This is a genomic window from Campylobacter sp. LMG 7929, from assembly GCF_024723595.1.
In the GTDB taxonomy this organism is placed as follows: domain Bacteria; phylum Campylobacterota; class Campylobacteria; order Campylobacterales; family Campylobacteraceae; genus Campylobacter_D.
This window is the reverse complement of record NZ_JANQCY010000010.1, coordinates 45,794-61,144: the sequence shown is the minus strand read 5'-3', so window position 1 is coordinate 61,144 and position 15,351 is coordinate 45,794. Positions and strand designations below refer to the sequence as shown.

Annotated in this window: 17 protein-coding genes; 5 read left to right on the top strand and 12 right to left on the bottom strand. The window is 29.4% G+C overall.

Going from position 1 to position 15,351, the window contains the following annotated elements:
* Window positions 1-93: 93 nt before the first annotated feature.
* From tatB to queA, 3 genes are read left to right on the top strand one after another with little or no spacing between them, the layout of a single operon-like run.
* The gene (tatB, locus tag CAMP5118_RS06090) at window positions 94-486 is read left to right on the top strand and encodes a Sec-independent protein translocase protein TatB (protein ID WP_039618091.1); all 393 of its coding nucleotides are present in this window, start codon (window positions 94-96) and stop codon (window positions 484-486) included.
* A 2-nt stretch (window positions 487-488) separates the two neighbouring features.
* Entirely contained in the window at window positions 489-1,229 is a 741-nt protein-coding gene (tatC, locus tag CAMP5118_RS06085) for a twin-arginine translocase subunit TatC (protein ID WP_039628251.1), read from the top strand.
* On the top strand, window positions 1,216-2,244 hold the full coding sequence (gene queA, locus CAMP5118_RS06080) for a tRNA preQ1(34) S-adenosylmethionine ribosyltransferase-isomerase QueA (protein WP_337216864.1): 1,029 nt from the start codon (window positions 1,216-1,218) through the stop codon (window positions 2,242-2,244). Before tatC ends, queA begins: the two co-directional genes overlap by 14 nt.
* Here queA and mrdA read toward each other — a convergent pair.
* The 12 genes from mrdA to CAMP5118_RS06020 all read right to left on the bottom strand — a co-directional run bounded on the left by mrdA (window position 2,237) and on the right by CAMP5118_RS06020 (window position 12,936).
* Window positions 2,237-4,063, bottom strand: coding sequence for a penicillin-binding protein 2 (gene mrdA, locus CAMP5118_RS06075; protein ID WP_337216863.1), 1,827 nt, complete (start codon window positions 4,061-4,063; stop codon window positions 2,237-2,239). The two genes, queA and mrdA, sit on opposite strands and share 8 nt — an antisense overlap.
* A gap of 1 nt (window position 4,064) precedes the next feature.
* A complete protein-coding gene (locus CAMP5118_RS06070; protein ID WP_263664127.1) occupies window positions 4,065-4,556 on the bottom strand; it encodes a hypothetical protein in 492 nt (163 codons plus the stop codon).
* A complete protein-coding gene (gene yihA / locus CAMP5118_RS06065; RefSeq protein WP_263664125.1) occupies window positions 4,546-5,145 on the bottom strand; it encodes a ribosome biogenesis GTP-binding protein YihA/YsxC in 600 nt (199 codons plus the stop codon). The genes CAMP5118_RS06070 and yihA overlap by 11 nt, the downstream gene beginning before the upstream one ends.
* A complete protein-coding gene (gene lptA / locus CAMP5118_RS06060) occupies window positions 5,142-5,600 on the bottom strand; it encodes a lipopolysaccharide transport periplasmic protein LptA (protein WP_263683157.1) in 459 nt (152 codons plus the stop codon). The genes yihA and lptA overlap by 4 nt, the downstream gene beginning before the upstream one ends.
* Complete coding sequence (locus CAMP5118_RS06055; RefSeq protein ID WP_337216862.1) at window positions 5,582-6,088, bottom strand: hypothetical protein; 507 nt, start codon at window positions 6,086-6,088, stop codon at window positions 5,582-5,584. Before CAMP5118_RS06055 ends, lptA begins: the two co-directional genes overlap by 19 nt.
* Entirely contained in the window at window positions 6,079-6,567 is a 489-nt protein-coding gene (locus CAMP5118_RS06050) for a 3-deoxy-D-manno-octulosonate 8-phosphate phosphatase, YrbI family (protein ID WP_039618077.1), read from the bottom strand. Before CAMP5118_RS06050 ends, CAMP5118_RS06055 begins: the two co-directional genes overlap by 10 nt.
* 4 nt (window positions 6,568-6,571) lie before the next feature.
* The gene (locus CAMP5118_RS06045; RefSeq protein ID WP_337216861.1) at window positions 6,572-7,411 is read right to left on the bottom strand and encodes a septal ring lytic transglycosylase RlpA family protein; all 840 of its coding nucleotides are present in this window, start codon (window positions 7,409-7,411) and stop codon (window positions 6,572-6,574) included.
* Entirely contained in the window at window positions 7,347-8,498 is a 1,152-nt protein-coding gene (locus CAMP5118_RS06040; RefSeq protein WP_337216860.1) for a lytic transglycosylase domain-containing protein, read from the bottom strand. Before CAMP5118_RS06040 ends, CAMP5118_RS06045 begins: the two co-directional genes overlap by 65 nt.
* Window positions 8,498-9,295: a TatD family hydrolase gene (locus CAMP5118_RS06035; RefSeq protein ID WP_337214586.1), complete on the bottom strand. Its 798-nt coding sequence runs from the start codon at window positions 9,293-9,295 to the stop codon at window positions 8,498-8,500. Before CAMP5118_RS06035 ends, CAMP5118_RS06040 begins: the two co-directional genes overlap by 1 nt.
* A complete protein-coding gene (gene cbrR, locus CAMP5118_RS06030) occupies window positions 9,286-10,530 on the bottom strand; it encodes a bile resistance response regulator CbrR (protein WP_263679015.1) in 1,245 nt (414 codons plus the stop codon). Before cbrR ends, CAMP5118_RS06035 begins: the two co-directional genes overlap by 10 nt.
* Window positions 10,531-10,591: 61 nt before the next feature.
* Window positions 10,592-12,106, bottom strand: a complete 1,515-nt coding sequence (locus CAMP5118_RS06025; protein ID WP_337216859.1) for an AAA family ATPase — start codon at window positions 12,104-12,106, stop codon at window positions 10,592-10,594.
* Complete coding sequence (locus CAMP5118_RS06020) at window positions 12,106-12,936, bottom strand: NAD(+)/NADH kinase (protein ID WP_337216858.1); 831 nt, start codon at window positions 12,934-12,936, stop codon at window positions 12,106-12,108. Before CAMP5118_RS06020 ends, CAMP5118_RS06025 begins: the two co-directional genes overlap by 1 nt.
* Window positions 12,937-13,021: 85 nt before the next feature.
* On the opposite strand from CAMP5118_RS06020, the gene aspS reads away from it, so the two are divergent.
* Together aspS and CAMP5118_RS06010 are read left to right on the top strand one after the other, a co-directional pair.
* A complete protein-coding gene (gene aspS / locus CAMP5118_RS06015) occupies window positions 13,022-14,773 on the top strand; it encodes an aspartate--tRNA ligase (protein ID WP_337216857.1) in 1,752 nt (583 codons plus the stop codon).
* Entirely contained in the window at window positions 14,770-15,342 is a 573-nt protein-coding gene (locus tag CAMP5118_RS06010) for an adenylate kinase (protein ID WP_263679010.1), read from the top strand. Before aspS ends, CAMP5118_RS06010 begins: the two co-directional genes overlap by 4 nt.
* Window positions 15,343-15,351: the final 9 nt, after the last annotated feature.

Here is a 15,351-nt window from a genome sequence, read left to right as displayed (position 1 = left end):
ATCTTTATATATTAATATGATAAAAGTAATAATATTTTTAAGTATTTTTATGTAAAATGTAAACCATATATTCAAATGAAAGAAGATAAAATAATGAGTTTTGGTGAAATTTTAGTTATTTTAGTTGTAGCTATTTTAGTGCTTGGGCCTGAAAAATTACCTTCAACTATAGTCGAAATTGCAAAAATTTTAAAAGCCATTAAAAGCAATATCGATGAAGCAAAAGCAAGTATTAATAAAGAACTAAAAATAGCAGAATTAAAAGATGAAGCACAAAAATACAAAGATGAATTTTCACAAACTAATGAAAATATCAGAAAAAAACTAAGTTTTGAAGAATTTGATCAACTCAAAGAAGATATTTTAAATAACACCAAAGAATTAAAAAGTGAAATTAATGATTTAGAAAAGGATATACAAGAACTTTCTAATCTTGAAGAAAAAATTCAAAAAGATGAAAAAAATACTCAGAAAATGGAAAGCTAAGAATGTTTGAAGAATTAAAACCGCATTTAGTAGAACTTAGAAAAAGATTATTTATAAGTGTTGCTTGTGTTGTTGTGATGTTTTTTGTATGTTTTAGTTTTAATAACTATATCATAGATATACTAAAAGCGCCTGTTGAAGCAGCCTTACCTGAAATTTCAAGACAAATGACCTTCGTTGAGTTGCAAGAGCCTTTGTTTACTGCGATGAAGGTTTCGTTTTTTACAGCTTTTTTGATTTCTTTGCCAGTTATTTTTTGGCAGTTTTGGAAATTTGTAGCACCTGGACTTTATGATAATGAAAAAAGATTAGTAGTACCTTTTGTAAGCTTTGCTAGTATTATGTTTGCACTTGGTGCTTTATTTTGTTATTATATAGTTATACCTTTGGCTTTTAAATTTTTGATTGATTTTGGGGTGCAAACCCAAGATTTTAAGCCTTTAATTAGTATAGGTTTATATGTAGGCTTTTTTACTAAATTAGTAATTGCTTTTGGTTTAGCTTTTGAAATGCCTGTAATAACCTTTTTCTTTGCTAAACTTGGACTGATTGATGATACTTTTTTGAAAAAACATTTTAGAGTTTCAGTTTTAGTGATTTTTGTTTTTTCAGCTATGATGACACCACCTGATGTTATATCACAATTTTTAATGGCTGTTCCTTTGTGTGGGCTTTATGGAATTTCTATTTATATAGCTAAAAAAGTTAATCCTAGTCAAAAAGAAGATGATGAAAATGATTGATAAAGATCTTTTGCTTTCTAGTTATGATTATGATTTACCCAATGAACTTATAGCAAATTTTCCTATTTTACCCAAAGAAAATGCCAAGCTTTTAGTATATGAAAGATGTAAAGATCAAATTTCACATTTGCATTTTAAGGACTTAGCTAAAATTTTACCACCTTGTGAAATCATCTTTAATGATACCAAAGTCATCAAAGCAAGAATTTATGGAAACAAAGAAAGTGGTAGTAAAATAGAACTTTTTATCAACCATCCTTTAAAAAATAATGAATTTTTAGTGCAAATTCGGGGTAAGGTTAAAGAAGGGCAAATTTTATATTTTGAAAATTCTTTAAAAGCTAAAATCAAAAAATTACATGATGATGGCACAAGAGAAGTAGAGTTTTTTAATGATGAAAAAGAACTTAATCATCATGAAGTTTTTGAAATTTTAGAAAAAATAGGCCATGTGCCTTTACCACCCTATATTAAAAGAGCAGATGAAGTGCAAGATAGCATTAACTATCAAAGCATTTTTGCTAAAAATCAAGGCGCAGTTGCTGCACCTACTGCAAGCTTACACTTCAATGAAGCGATGATCGATGAACTAAAAAAAAATCATAATATCCATACTATCACACTACACGTTGGTGCAGGAACTTTTAAAGGTGTAGAATGTGAAGATATACGTGATCATAAAATGCATTCAGAATTTTTTCATATTGATGATGGAACTTGTGCTTTGATTGATTCTTCTAAGAAAATACTAGGTGTTGGTACTACTGTTACTCGTTGTATAGAATATTATTATAGAAAAAAAATAAAAGAAGGTTTTTGTGATTTGTTTTTACACCCACAAAACACCCCGCAAAGACTTGATTATTTACTTACTAATTTTCACTTACCAAAATCAACTTTAATTATGCTTGTAGCAGCATTTATAGGTAGAGAAAAAACTTTAGAACTTTACCATGAAGCTATAAAAAACAAATATCGTTTTTACTCATATGGTGATGGAATGCTAATCATTTAGCTTTTTTCTTAATATATTTTTTATCAATATAACCCAAATCTATAAGTTTTTGATAAATTTTAGCCAGTATAGGCCCTCCTGTACTACTACCACTTTTTCCATGTTCGATTAAAACTACTACTACATATTGAGGTTTTTCATAAGGCGCATAAGAAGTAATCCAAGCATGAGATCTTAAAAAATACTCTAAATCCTCTTCTTTGATACGCTTTTTTTCACTTTGGGAAATTCCAACTACTTGAGCTGTTCCTGTCTTGGCTGCTATAGTAATAGGAGAATTTCTTAAAAATCTTGCCGTAGTTCCACCATCAACATTGGCCACCTCATACATCGCACGCCTTAAAAGTGGAAGTTTTGATAATTCAAAAGTCGTAAAAACACTTTCATTATTATCAAAATTTATCTTAGTAACATTATCATCAACACTATGTAAAAAATGCGGTGTGATATTTTTAGCCGTAGCAATCATAGCTGTAAATTTAGCCACTTGCATAGGAGTAGCAAGAAAATCACCTTGACCTATGCTTGTATTTAAAGTTTCACCTTGATACCATGGTTGGTTGTATTTTTCTTTTTTCCATATTCTATTAGGTACTGTTCCTATAAATTCATTAGGTAAATCCACTCCTGTTTTTGCACCAAAACCTATTCTTTCAAAAACAGAACTAATAGTATCAATACCAACCTCTAAAGCGCCTTTATAAAAATACACATCACAACTTTCCCTAATAGCATCTGTCATATCTACATAACCATGACCTATAGCCTTCCAACATCTAAATTTTCTACCACCAAGCTCAAAGTTAGAATCACACAAATATTTATGATTTTCACTTACTTTTCCACTATCTAAAAAAGCTAAAGCTGTACCCATTTTTATAACTGAACCTGGAGGATAAAGACCGTTAATAAGTTTATTAGTAAAAGGATGATTTAAATCATTAGAAAGTTTATCCCATTCTTCTTGACTAATACCCGTAACAAATGGATTGAGATTATACTCAGGAAAACTACCCGCTGCCAAAATAGCTCCGCTTTTTACATCCATTACTATAGCTGCACCTGCTAAATTTTCAAAAATACTGGCTAAGTATTCTTGCAAATCAAGATCTATGCTTAAAGTGATATTACTTGAAGTAGGTTTTTTATAAGAAAGTTCTTCTATTTCTTTATTTAATGCATTTACCTTGCTAACCTTTTCACCCTTTTGACCTTGTAAAATATCATTATAAGAACGCTCTATGCCACTACGCCCTACATAGCTAGTCAATCTTGCAATTTCATTTTCATTCATATCATTTAAATTTGCTTTTCCAACATAACCTATAACATGGCTAGCTAAAGCATCATAAGGATAAAATCTTTGAGTAGTAGATTTAACTTGCATGTTTTCGCGCAAATTAAGCTTAGTAAAATGCTTAATCATCGCATCATATTCTACAAATGGAACTACTTCTATATAATCTTGATTATAATAAGAATCTGCTTTTATATAATTTCGTTTTAATTTAGTTATGTTTAAATCAGGAAAAGCATCTACTATAACCTGCAATTCCTGCTCTAAAAGATTTCTGTTTTTCTTTTTTATATGCAAATATGGCTTTATAGAGATCGAAAAACCTAATTTATTTACCGCTAAGGGTCTACCCTTTATATCTAAAATTTGCCCTCTAACAGGTGCTAAAAATTGCGTTTTAATGGCATTTTGTTTAGCTATTTCTTCATAATAAACATTAGATTTAATACTTATATAATACACCCTAGCAAGCAAAAGCAAGAAAAAACAAGCTATAAATCCCATCACCAAACGCATACGCATATTAGATTTTCCCTTTAAAAATAACAAAAGAAATCAAAGCCTCAACAGCAAAAAACCATAGATATTCAATACCAAATTTTAAAATTTCATTATTATCTAAATATGCTAAAAACACATCAAAAAGATAGATAAAAATATAAGCACACAAAGTAAATATAACGAGTAAATAATGACCTAGTTTTAACTTGCTTTTAAACCAATCGACAAAAAGATGATAAAAAACAAAAAAAGCTATCCATGAGCTAAAAAGATAAAATCCATGGATAATATCAACTAGCAAAAGATAAAACAAAGAAAAATACCATCTAAAATCAAGCTTATTAAGAGTTCTTTCTTTTTCTTTTAAAAGCACTATCATATAACAAAAAAACACCCCAAATAAAGGAGGCATCCAATAATACACAGAGCTTAGCACTTGATAAAAAATCAAAGATAAATAAAAAAATAAATAAGAAAAATCAAATCTATTTTTTACTAAATTTCTACTCCTCATTCAAACCCAAGCTCTCTAAAATGATTTTTTGTTCTAATTTATCAATACCACTTTTTTTCAAATTTGACACTAAGATAGCATTTTTATTTGTATTTAAAATTTTTGCTTTTTGACTTTGATTGAGCTTGTCTGCTTTTGTAAAAACTGTTATTTTTTTTTGATCAGCTCTAATAAAAGAATCCAAATATAAATCCAAATTTGCATCAATATCTAAATTTTCATGTCTTGAATCTATTAGATGGATAAAAAGCTTGATAGAACTGCGCTCTTTTAAAAACTCATCTAAATTTTTATTCCAAATAGCCTTAGTTTTTTTGCTCACCTTAGCATAACCAAAACCAGGTAAATCAATAAATATTAGTTTAAATTTATCCTCATCTTTTTTGCAATCAACTTCAAAAAAATTAATAAGTTGTGTTTTACCTGGAGTTGAAGAACTTTTCGCTAAATTTTTATTTTTGCATAGTGTATTAATCAAAGAACTTTTACCCACATTAGAACGTCCCAAAAAGGCGATTTCAGTGTATATAGGTTGTGGTGCTTCGTCTATTTTGGAAGCAGAAATTAAAAATTTAGCATTTAATATCATTCTTTTACTTCAAATACAAATTTGGCAGGTTTTTTATCTTTACTCACTACTCTATAAGTCATATTTTTTCTATCTACTATGATTTTATCCCCTATGAGTTCTTTTTTTGTTTGCATTTCTGTAATTTTTGCATTACCATTAATCTCATATGTATCCTTAGCCACATTATAAATAAACTCATCACCGCTTCCATGATAAGTTTTATCTTTCATCATGATTTTAAATTTAGCATCTTTAGTAGCTATATACTTGGTGGGTTGTTTGTTTTTCATATAAATAACTAATTTTTGCGAATTTAAAACATCATTACCTTTTTTAACTTCTACATCACCGGTTAATACACTTGTTTCATTTTTTTCATCTAAGTAAAAATCCTTAGCGTAAACTTCTATTTTTTGTGCACTAAATGCGAACAAATTTAACAAACACAAAAAAATTACTGCTCTAAAAACCATGCTTTTATTCCTTGAATTTTTAATTCTTTTTGATTTACATCATATAAAAAATTATCCCCAAAAACTTCATTTAAACCTATATATGCTTTAAAATTATCATTAGAAAATAAAATTTTATTTTTCATATCATAAGTTGCTTTTTGGGTAAAAATAGAAGTTTGGTTATGATCAAAATAACTTACATTGCCTTCTAAAATGGATTTTTCTTCATTTCTTACTAATAAATCCGAACTTAAATTATAATCAAGCGCTTGAACTTTAAAATCATCAAAAATATCTTTGTCTTGATATTTTACCCAACGACTTGCCTGATATGTAGCCTTAATTACACTAGCATTTAACTCATAATCAAGTACATTAAAAGCTTGCATATTTGCCACATCTACCTTTTGTGGTTTTATGGCAAATAAATAAGGATCTTGGGTACTTAAAATCACCATAACAAAGGCAAATAAACTCATTAATATAGCAAAAATTTTTATCGCCAAAGTTTATCCCATTGAGCTTGCATATTATTATGTTCAATTAAAATTTCAATCATCTCACTCACTGCTCCATTGCCACCTTTTCTATTTAAAACTTTATCAGTTTTCAAAGCCTTATGTGCATCTTTTGGCTTGAAGCTATATCCAACTGCTTCAAGCAAGCTCATATCATTATAATAATCCCCAATAGCAGCACATTGAGAAAAATCTAAATTTAATTTTTCTAAAATTTCTTTAGCGCAAGCTAGTTTATCACTAATACCTTGATAGACTAAATCAATTTTTAAATCCCTAGCTCTAAAATACACACACTCGCTAGTCCTACCTGTAATGATAGCAACTTTTTTACCAAGCTTTTGCCAAGCTTCAATCGCCGCACCATCTTTTACATTAAATTCTTTAATCTCACCATAGTTTTGTGTATAGATGATTTTACCATCTGTTAGACAACCATCTACATCTAAAAAAATAAGTTCTATCATAATCTTACTCTCTTACTATAAACGCACCTGGGAAAGATCCACTATCAACAAAATCTCTTGCTTCTTGCTCACTTCTAAAACCTTTTAAAAATACTCTATGCAAGCCATCTTTAGCACTTGTTTGTATAGTTGAAGTATAAGAATTATAATTTTTGTATCTACCTGCTATTAGCTCTGCACCACTTTTATTTCTAAATGCTCCAATTTGCACCATAAAAGATCCACCTTGGAAAATATGACCACTATCAGCAATCTCTCCACTGCTGCCTAAATTAGAATTAGTATGAACTGAACCCGAACTTGCACTTGTTCCAAAGCCAATCACTTCAAGTCTTACAGGAGCTGTTCCAGATTGAATCATATCTATATCTCTTGCAGCCATATTAGATAAATCTATAATCCTACCTGCTACAAAAGGCCCTCTATCATTAATCCTAACAGTAGTTTGACGGTGATTTTTTAAATTAGTTACTTTTACTATGGTATTCATAGGTAAAGTTTTATGAGCTGCAGTATAAGCGTGTTGATCATAAGTTTCACCATTGGAGGTTTTTTTACCATGAAAACCTGGTCCATACCAACTAGCTATACCATCAGCAGTCTCACCTACTTCTACTACAGTTGGATAATAAGTTTTACCATTAATAGTGTAAGGCTTCATAGTACCTTTTAAACTAGTGTTATTGTGCTTTACACTTTTAAAATCTCTCTCTGGATAATACACAGTAGGTGTGCTAATAGGCACCATACTACAAGCACTAAACAAAACTCCCACACAACTAACGACTAACGACTTTTGTATGAGAGTTTTTTGATATTTTTTGAGTTGTTTTAATTTTTGCATTATTATTCTCCTTAATTTTTAACACAAGTTTTTGATTGATATTGATTAAATTTCCTTTTATTTTATTGTATTCTTTAATACTTTCAACGCTTATTTTATGTTTTCTTGCAATAGTATAAAGACTATCACCTTCTTTTACTACATAAATTTTTGTATGTGGAATGGTTGTATCCACCTTAGCTAATTTTACATTCTCCAATGCCTTTTCTACTGCCACACTTTTGCTTAAAGGAATGTACATATAATAATCTTTTTTATCAGGTGGAGTAAAGTCATAATTAAAATGCGGATTATAACGCTTAAATTCTTTATAAGACATTTTAGCTACTTTAGCAAGCTCTCTCAAAGAAACACTTGGTGGAACTGAGATTTTTTTAACTTCACTTGATAGGGCATAATTAAGCAAAGCGCTATCTTGAGAAATTAAAAAATCATTATTATTTGCTAAAAATGCCATAGTAAGAATTTTTCTAATAAAAATTCTAGTTTCTAATGGCAAGTATTTTTTATCAGGATCAAGCAAAACCCTTAAATCATCACTTTTTGCTTTTTTTATAGCTTGACGTAATTTACCATCACCGCAATTATAAGCTAAAATAGCCAAATACCATTTTCCAAACTGCTCTTTTAGTTGTTTTAAATAAGTAATAGCTGCATAAGTTGATTTTACTAAATCTTTTCTCTCATCTACATAAGGATCTATTCTTAAACCCAAAGTTTGTGCTGTTGATTTCATAAATTGCCAAACACCCACAGCTTTAGTTCTTGAAATAGAATGAATTTTTAAACCAGATTCTACAATTGCTAAGTATAAAAATTCTTGAGGGATATTTTCTTTTTCTAGGATTTTGCGGATAATCGGGGTGATTTTGTAAAATTCCCTCATCGTATCTACTAAAGTTTTAGAATGCATATCCATGGAAGATTCTTTAAATTCTAAAAAAATCATATCACTAAGATAGCTTGCTTCTATATCTAAATTTCTTAAAATTTGCGCTTGTTGAGTATAGTGCTCTGGAGTAAATTGCAAGGCTTTAGCATTTAAACATAATAATACTAAAATAAAAAATAAAAAGCTTTTTTTCATCATAAACCTTGGAAAAACAAACGATTAGCGTTAGAATTAGTAAGTTTTATTATTTCATTTTTAGATAAATTTAAAAGCTCAGCCATTTTTTGAGCTACAAAATGGGTCAAAATAGGATCATTTACCTTGCCACGATATGGCTCTGGAGTTAAATAAGGTCCATCTGTTTCTAAGACTAGTTTATCTTTTGGAATTTTAGGTAAAACTTCTACTAGTTTTTTTGCATTTTTAAAAGTTAAAACCCCACCTATACCAAAATAAAAACCATCATCTGCTAGCTGAAGTAAAAGCTCACTAGCATTAAAACAATGCAAAACACCACCTTGTAAATCTTTTGCATATGTTTTTAAAATATTAAAACTATCTTCATTAGCTTCACGCACATGAACAATCAAAGGCTTTTTATATTCAATAGCTAGCTGAATTTGAGCTATAAAAACTTCTTTTTGCTTTGCTTTTATTTCATCCTCATCAGCCCTTAAACGATAATAATCAAGCCCGCACTCACCCACTGCAATGCATTTTTTATCATTTATAAATTCTTTTAAAACATCCAAATCAAAATCATCTATATCATAAGGATGTACCCCACAAGAAAAATACACATTTTCATAATCATGTGCAATTTCTCTTGCTCTTGGCAAATCTTTTATATCTGCTCCAGGTATGATGATTTTATCTACTCCATTAGCAAAGGCATGATTTAACATCTCATCCAAATATCCAAAATAAGCTTGATTATCTAGATGACAATGTGTATCTATGATTTTTTCGCTAAAGTCACAATCTAAAAACATACCTCTACCCTATTTTTACCATTAGCCTTAGCTAAATCTAGTGCCTTTTGAGCATTATTAAGCAAATCTTGTATTTGGCTTGTTTTACCTCCAAAAGCAACTCCTACAGAAATACTATAATCAACCTCATCTAAAGCTATTAAAACACTTTCTTTAGCAATATTTACTCTTATATTTGAAAAAGCTTTCAATGCTTCTTTATTATCTGTATTTTTTAAAAGTACGTAAAATTTACCATCTTCAATTCTAGTTGCTAAATCCATGCCGCGAATTTGATCTTTGATTTTTTTAGCTGTGTGTTTAATCACTCCATCACCACAATCATAACTTAGTTCATAGTTAATTGTTGCAAGATTGTCTATATCAATTAATGCTAAAGCTAATTCTTCACTTTCTTGCATATCTTCTAAATAATCTAAAAATCTTTTTTCAAAATTTGCATAATCATCAAGTCCTGTTAGCAAATCTTTACCCAAACTATACTCATCAAGTAAAACACATTTTTGCATATAATCTAAGCAATTATTCACTCTACAATTAAGTGATTCTTTTTGGAAAGGTCTAATCACATAGTCATTTACGCCCTTTCTAAAAGCTCTTGCCTCTAGCGCATCATCTTTATCTCCAACCATGATCACACCAAGTTCTATCTTAGAGTATTTTGAGCGAATTTCTACAAGCAAATCTTCTCCATTAATTACAGGCATAGTTGCATCACAAATTACCAATTTTGTATCAGGATTATCACTAAGATAACTTAGCGCTTCTTCTCCATGTGCTGCTGCTAAAACATTAAAAAGTTGATTATTAAGATTTTTTTTCATTTCTGCGCGTAAAGTTACATTAGCGATTGCTAAAATTATCTTAGTTTTATTGTTTTTTTGAAGCATTCTAATGGAACTTAGCATTTCATCAATACAGCTTTCGCTTTCTTTTTGAATATAACCTATAATATCTTTTTCCATAAATTTCTTACGCGTTTGCCCATCACTACTTCCTGTAAGTACTATAGCAGGAATATTTTTTTCTAAAACCACATCCACCACTTCTCCATTGGGAGCATCTGGCAAACAAAGATCTACAAAAGCCATAAAATAATCATTTTTCACTAATTCTTTAGCACTATTCATATCAAAAGCAACATCTACTTTTAAACCCAAAGTGTTTTCTACTTTTTTTGCTAAAAGCTTTGTAAGCATTTTGTTATCATCAATAATTAAAATTTTTTCTTCCATAGCCAACTCTCTTTATAATTTAAAAGTATAATTATAACATATAGAAATTTACTTTTTGTTTTTAAAGTAAAGTTCTAGTAAATTCTAAAGCCTCTTGTGTGATATTTTCCCCACTTACCATTCTAGCAAGTTCTCTTACTCTTTCTTCTTTTTCTATTTTTCTTACCCTACTTTCATTTCCTATTTTTTCTACTAAAAAATGATTGCTTGCTTTTGATGAAAGCTGTGGTAAATGTGAAATTGCAAAAATTTGATAAAACTTAGCAAGCTCTTTTAATACTTCAGCTATACTCATAGCTTCTTTGCCACTTAAATTTGCATCAATTTCATCTAAAAATATTATCCCACTAGCTTTATTAGTAACATTGCATTCTGTTGCAATAAAAGAAAGTCTTAGACGGTTTATCTCGCCTGAACTTAAATTTTTTAAACTAGCCTCATTGATATTTAAACTCACTTCATCTTTACCTAAAATACTTAAAGCACAATCTTTAAGTTCTAATTTAACTTCTTTCATATAAAGTTTTTCAAGATAAAAATTAAGTAATTTTTCAAGCTCTTTTAATCTTTTTTTACGCAAAGTACTTAATCTTTGACTTTTCTCATCTAAAAGCATTTTGGCATTTTGTACTTTTTCTTCTAATTCCTTTTTTTCAAAACTTAAATTTTCATAATGAGCTAATTCTGCCTTTTTCTTCTCCAAAGCTTCTAAAGCTTCTTCTATGCTTCCATATTTTGAAATCAAAGAAGAAAGTTTTTCTATCCTATCAAGTACTTCTTCTATATCAAAATCAAAATCATCAAAACTTTGATTTTCCCACACTGCCCTTAGTTCATTTAAACACTCTGAAAAAAATGAACTATCAACATCACTAATTTGCAAAGCTTCAATCACTGCTGATTCTAACTCAAAAATTCTACTTGCTCTATTCCAAGCAGCGTCGATTTTATCTTTTTTCGAAAGTCTTTTTTTTAAACTCATCAACTCATCAAATTCACCTATTTTTGGGTTAATACTTTGAATTTTTTGTATTTCAAAACTCGTAAATTCTTTTAATTCTTCTACTTTTTTTTCTTCTTCTTGAATTTTTTCTAATTTAGTTTTATTTTCCATATATTCTTTATAAATATTTTTATATTCATTTAAAAAATCTTGAAATTTCTTATCCTCTTTTGATTGCATAAAATCAAGTAAGTCTAAAAACCTTTCATTTGAGAACTCATTATTTTCCTTAGCTGAAAGATATTTTACAAATTTCTTAGAAAGCAAGGCTAAATTCTTTTTTGAAATAAGTTGATTATTAATAAAATAACGCGAACTTTTATCTTTTAAAAGTTTAAATACATTTAATTCTTCATTTTCAATACCAAACTCATCTAATTCAAGCCCATCATTTAACAAAATTTCTACCATTTTAGCTTCACTCTCACTTAGAGCAAATGCTGCCAAAATAGCCTTAAAAAGTACAGACTTTCCAGCACCACTTAAACCAGTAAAGACAGTAAGTCCAGCTTCTAATTCTAATTTTGCCTGTTTAAAACCTAAATTTTCTTTGATTAAAATACTCTCTATCATCACTTACCCCAATTTAACTTTTCTTTTAAAACTTGGAAATAATCTCTATCTTTTTTATGTATAAAACTAAGTTCTTTTTTACTAAGTCCTATAAGAATTCTATCATATTCTTTAGGATCAATCACTTCTTGTCCATCTAAATACAACAAACAATGCTCAACTTTCAATTCAAGCTCAAAGCCATAAGGTAAAACTATGGGCCTTTGAGTTAAAGAATGAGAACAAACTGGAGTTAGAACAAAAATTTCACTCCAAGGATGCACTATAGGCCCACCTGCACTAATATTATAAGCAGTTGAGCCACTTGAACTAGCTATAATCAAACCATCTCCATAATAAGCATTAAAAAGTTTATTTTCAAAAAAAACTTCCACATTTGCCATTAAAGCATTATCACGAGAAAAAACCGCATCATTAAAAGCAAATTTTTTAATGATTTTGTTTTTTTTACAAAGCGTTATTTGAAGCATTTTGGCTTTTTCTATTTTAAAATCACTTTTAAAAAAATCTTTAAAAAAACTTTCTACCTCATTAAAAGAAAAAGCTGTTAAAAAACCTAAATTTCCTGCATTTATACCCAAAATAGGCTTTTTAGCTTGATAAACTTGTCTACATAAAGACAAAAGCGTACCATCTCCACCTAGAGAAATCAAAAAATCTAATTTTTTTAAATCTTTTAGATTAATTTTTTCTTGCTCTAGCAACACAAGCTCTATATTTTTTTGCAAAAAAATTGCTCTTAAAAAATCAATTTGCTTGTTTAAATTTGTATTTAACCTACAAAATAAGCCTATTTTTTGAATTTTTTCTATATTTATACATTTTTTCATAAAAAAATTATAACAAAACTTAGCTAAGCAAAAGAATAAAATACTATAATAACAAAATTGAACAAAATTAAGCTAAGGAAAAATTTTGAGAACTCATTATAATACAGAGCTTAACATACAAAATGTTGGCGAGGAAGTAACATTATGTGGTTGGGTAAATTCTTACCGTGATCATGGAGGTGTAATTTTTATCGATCTTAGAGATCGTAGCGGACTTATACAGTTAGTATGTGATCCTGCAGATAATCAAGAAGCACATAATATAGCTTCATCAGTAAGAAATGAATATGTTTTAATAGCACAAGGTAAAATTCGCCCACGCGGTGAAGGACTTGTAAATCCAAAATTAAAAACTGGAGAAATAGAAGTTGTTATAAGCAAACTTACTATTGAAAATGAAAGCGCTGTAGTGCCTTTTGCTATAGGTGATGAAAGCGTAAATGAAGAATTAAGATTAAAATATAGATTTTTAGATTTAAGAAGTAAAAAGCTTTATGATAATTTTGCCCTAAGATCAACTGCTTGTATAGCAGCAAGAAATTCTTTATCAAAAATGGGATTTTTAGAAGTTGAAACCCCTATTTTAACTAAAGCCACTCCAGAAGGTGCAAGGGATTATTTAGTACCATCACGCGTACATCAAGGCGAATTTTATGCCTTACCTCAAAGTCCTCAACTTTTCAAACAACTTTTAATGTGTTCAGGATTTGATAGATATTTTCAAATTGCAAAATGTTTTAGAGATGAGGATTTAAGAGCAGATCGCCAACCTGAATTTACTCAAATAGATATAGAAATGAGTTTTTGTGAGCAAAAAGATATCATAGCTATGGCAGAAAATTTACTTAAAGATATTTTCAAAGCTTGCGGAAAAGAAATTAGCATACCTTTTAGACAAATGAGTTATAAAGAAGCTATGGAAAATTATGGTTCTGATAAGCCTGATTTAAGATTTGATATGAAATTTATTGATGTGATTGATATTTTTGCAAAATCAAATAACGAAATTTTTGCAAATATTGCAAAAGATACAAAGAAAAATCGCATTAAAGCTTTAAGAGTTCCAAAAGGCGATACGATTTTTTCTAAACGCCAAATGCAAAGATTTGAAGAATTTGTACGCAAATTTGGAGCGGCAGGACTTGCGTTCATACAAATGAAAGAAGATGGTCCTAAGGGTCCACTTTGTAAATTCTTTAGCAAAGAGGATTTAAATGCTTTAATCCAAAGATGTGAATTAGAAGTTGGAGATGTAGTATTTTTTGGTGCAGGAGTTAAGAAAACCGTGCTTGATTATATGGGTAGATTTAGATTATTCCTCGCTGATGAAATGAAAATTATTGATGAGGATAAATTAGAATTCTTATGGGTTATTGATTTTCCTATGTTTGAACAAAATGATGATGGAAGCTATTCTGCAATGCACCATCCATTTACTATGCCAAAAAATATTGACGAGCAAGATTTAGAAGAAATTAATTCTATTGCACATGATGTGGTGTTAAATGGTGTAGAATTAGGTGGTGGTAGCATAAGAATTCATAAAAGCCCTATCCAACAAAAAGTCTTTAAGCTTTTAAATATTAATGAAGAAGAGCAAAGAAAGAAATTTGGTTTCTTACTTGATGCATTAAGCTTTGGAGCACCGCCACATGGTGGTATAGCAATAGGCCTTGATAGACTTATCATGCTTTTAACAAAATCTTCAAGCATTAGAGAAGTCATAGCTTTTCCTAAAACACAAAGAGCACAATGTCTTATGACTCAAGCTCCAAGCGAAGTAAGCAATGAACAAATGAGAGAATTAGGTATAAGATTAAGGGAGAATACTAAATGAAACAATTATTTTTAATTATAGGTGCACCAGGTAGTGGTAAAACAACCGATGCAAGCATCATAGCTAAAGATGATGCAAGCGTTACTCACTATTCTACAGGTGATTTACTAAGAGCAGAAGTGGCTAGTGGAAGCGAACTTGGAAAGACTATTGATAGCTTTATTTCTAAGGGAAATTTAGTTCCACTAGATGTAGTTGTAAATACTATCATCACTGCTTTAAAAAATGCACCAACTAATACTATATTAATAGATGGTTATCCAAGAAGTGTTGAACAAATGCTTGAGTTTGATAAGGTATTAAAAAACCAAAGTGAAGTAATTTTAAAAGGTGTTATAGAAGTTAAAGTTAGCGAAGAAGTTGCTAGAGAAAGAGTTTTAGGACGTGCTAGAGGTGCTGATGATAACGAAGAAGTTTTCAATAATAGAATGAAAGTTTATTTAGAACCTTTAGAAGAAATAACAAATTTTTATACTAAAGAAAATATCCACCATGTAATCAATGGTGAAAGAAGTATTGAAGCTATCGTAGCTGATATGAAAAATTTAATCAATGATTTATTAAAATAAAGGATAAAA

Bases quoted from the DNA above. Each gene is read 5' to 3' on its own strand.
- yihA (WP_263664125.1), bottom strand. From the start codon at position 5,145: ATGATATTAAATGCTAAATTTTTAATTTCTGCTTCCAAAATAGACGAA.
- mrdA (WP_337216863.1), bottom strand. From the start codon at position 4,063: ATGCGTATGCGTTTGGTGATGGGATTTATAGCTTGTTTTTTCTTGCTT.
- CAMP5118_RS06070 (WP_263664127.1), bottom strand. From the start codon at position 4,556: ATGAGGAGTAGAAATTTAGTAAAAAATAGATTTGATTTTTCTTATTTA.
- CAMP5118_RS06020 (WP_337216858.1), bottom strand. From the start codon at position 12,936: ATGAAAAAATGTATAAATATAGAAAAAATTCAAAAAATAGGCTTATTT.
- CAMP5118_RS06010 (WP_263679010.1), top strand. From the start codon at position 14,770: ATGAAACAATTATTTTTAATTATAGGTGCACCAGGTAGTGGTAAAACA.
- tatC (WP_039628251.1), top strand. From the start codon at position 489: ATGTTTGAAGAATTAAAACCGCATTTAGTAGAACTTAGAAAAAGATTA.
- tatB (WP_039618091.1), top strand. From the start codon at position 94: ATGAGTTTTGGTGAAATTTTAGTTATTTTAGTTGTAGCTATTTTAGTG.
- CAMP5118_RS06045 (WP_337216861.1), bottom strand. From the start codon at position 7,411: ATGCAAAAATTAAAACAACTCAAAAAATATCAAAAAACTCTCATACAA.
- CAMP5118_RS06035 (WP_337214586.1), bottom strand. From the start codon at position 9,295: ATGTTTTTAGATTGTGACTTTAGCGAAAAAATCATAGATACACATTGT.
- lptA (WP_263683157.1), bottom strand. From the start codon at position 5,600: ATGGTTTTTAGAGCAGTAATTTTTTTGTGTTTGTTAAATTTGTTCGCA.
- CAMP5118_RS06040 (WP_337216860.1), bottom strand. From the start codon at position 8,498: ATGAAAAAAAGCTTTTTATTTTTTATTTTAGTATTATTATGTTTAAAT.
- cbrR (WP_263679015.1), bottom strand. From the start codon at position 10,530: ATGGAAGAAAAAATTTTAATTATTGATGATAACAAAATGCTTACAAAG.
- queA (WP_337216864.1), top strand. From the start codon at position 1,216: ATGAAAATGATTGATAAAGATCTTTTGCTTTCTAGTTATGATTATGAT.
- CAMP5118_RS06025 (WP_337216859.1), bottom strand. From the start codon at position 12,106: ATGATAGAGAGTATTTTAATCAAAGAAAATTTAGGTTTTAAACAGGCA.
- CAMP5118_RS06050 (WP_039618077.1), bottom strand. From the start codon at position 6,567: ATGATAGAACTTATTTTTTTAGATGTAGATGGTTGTCTAACAGATGGT.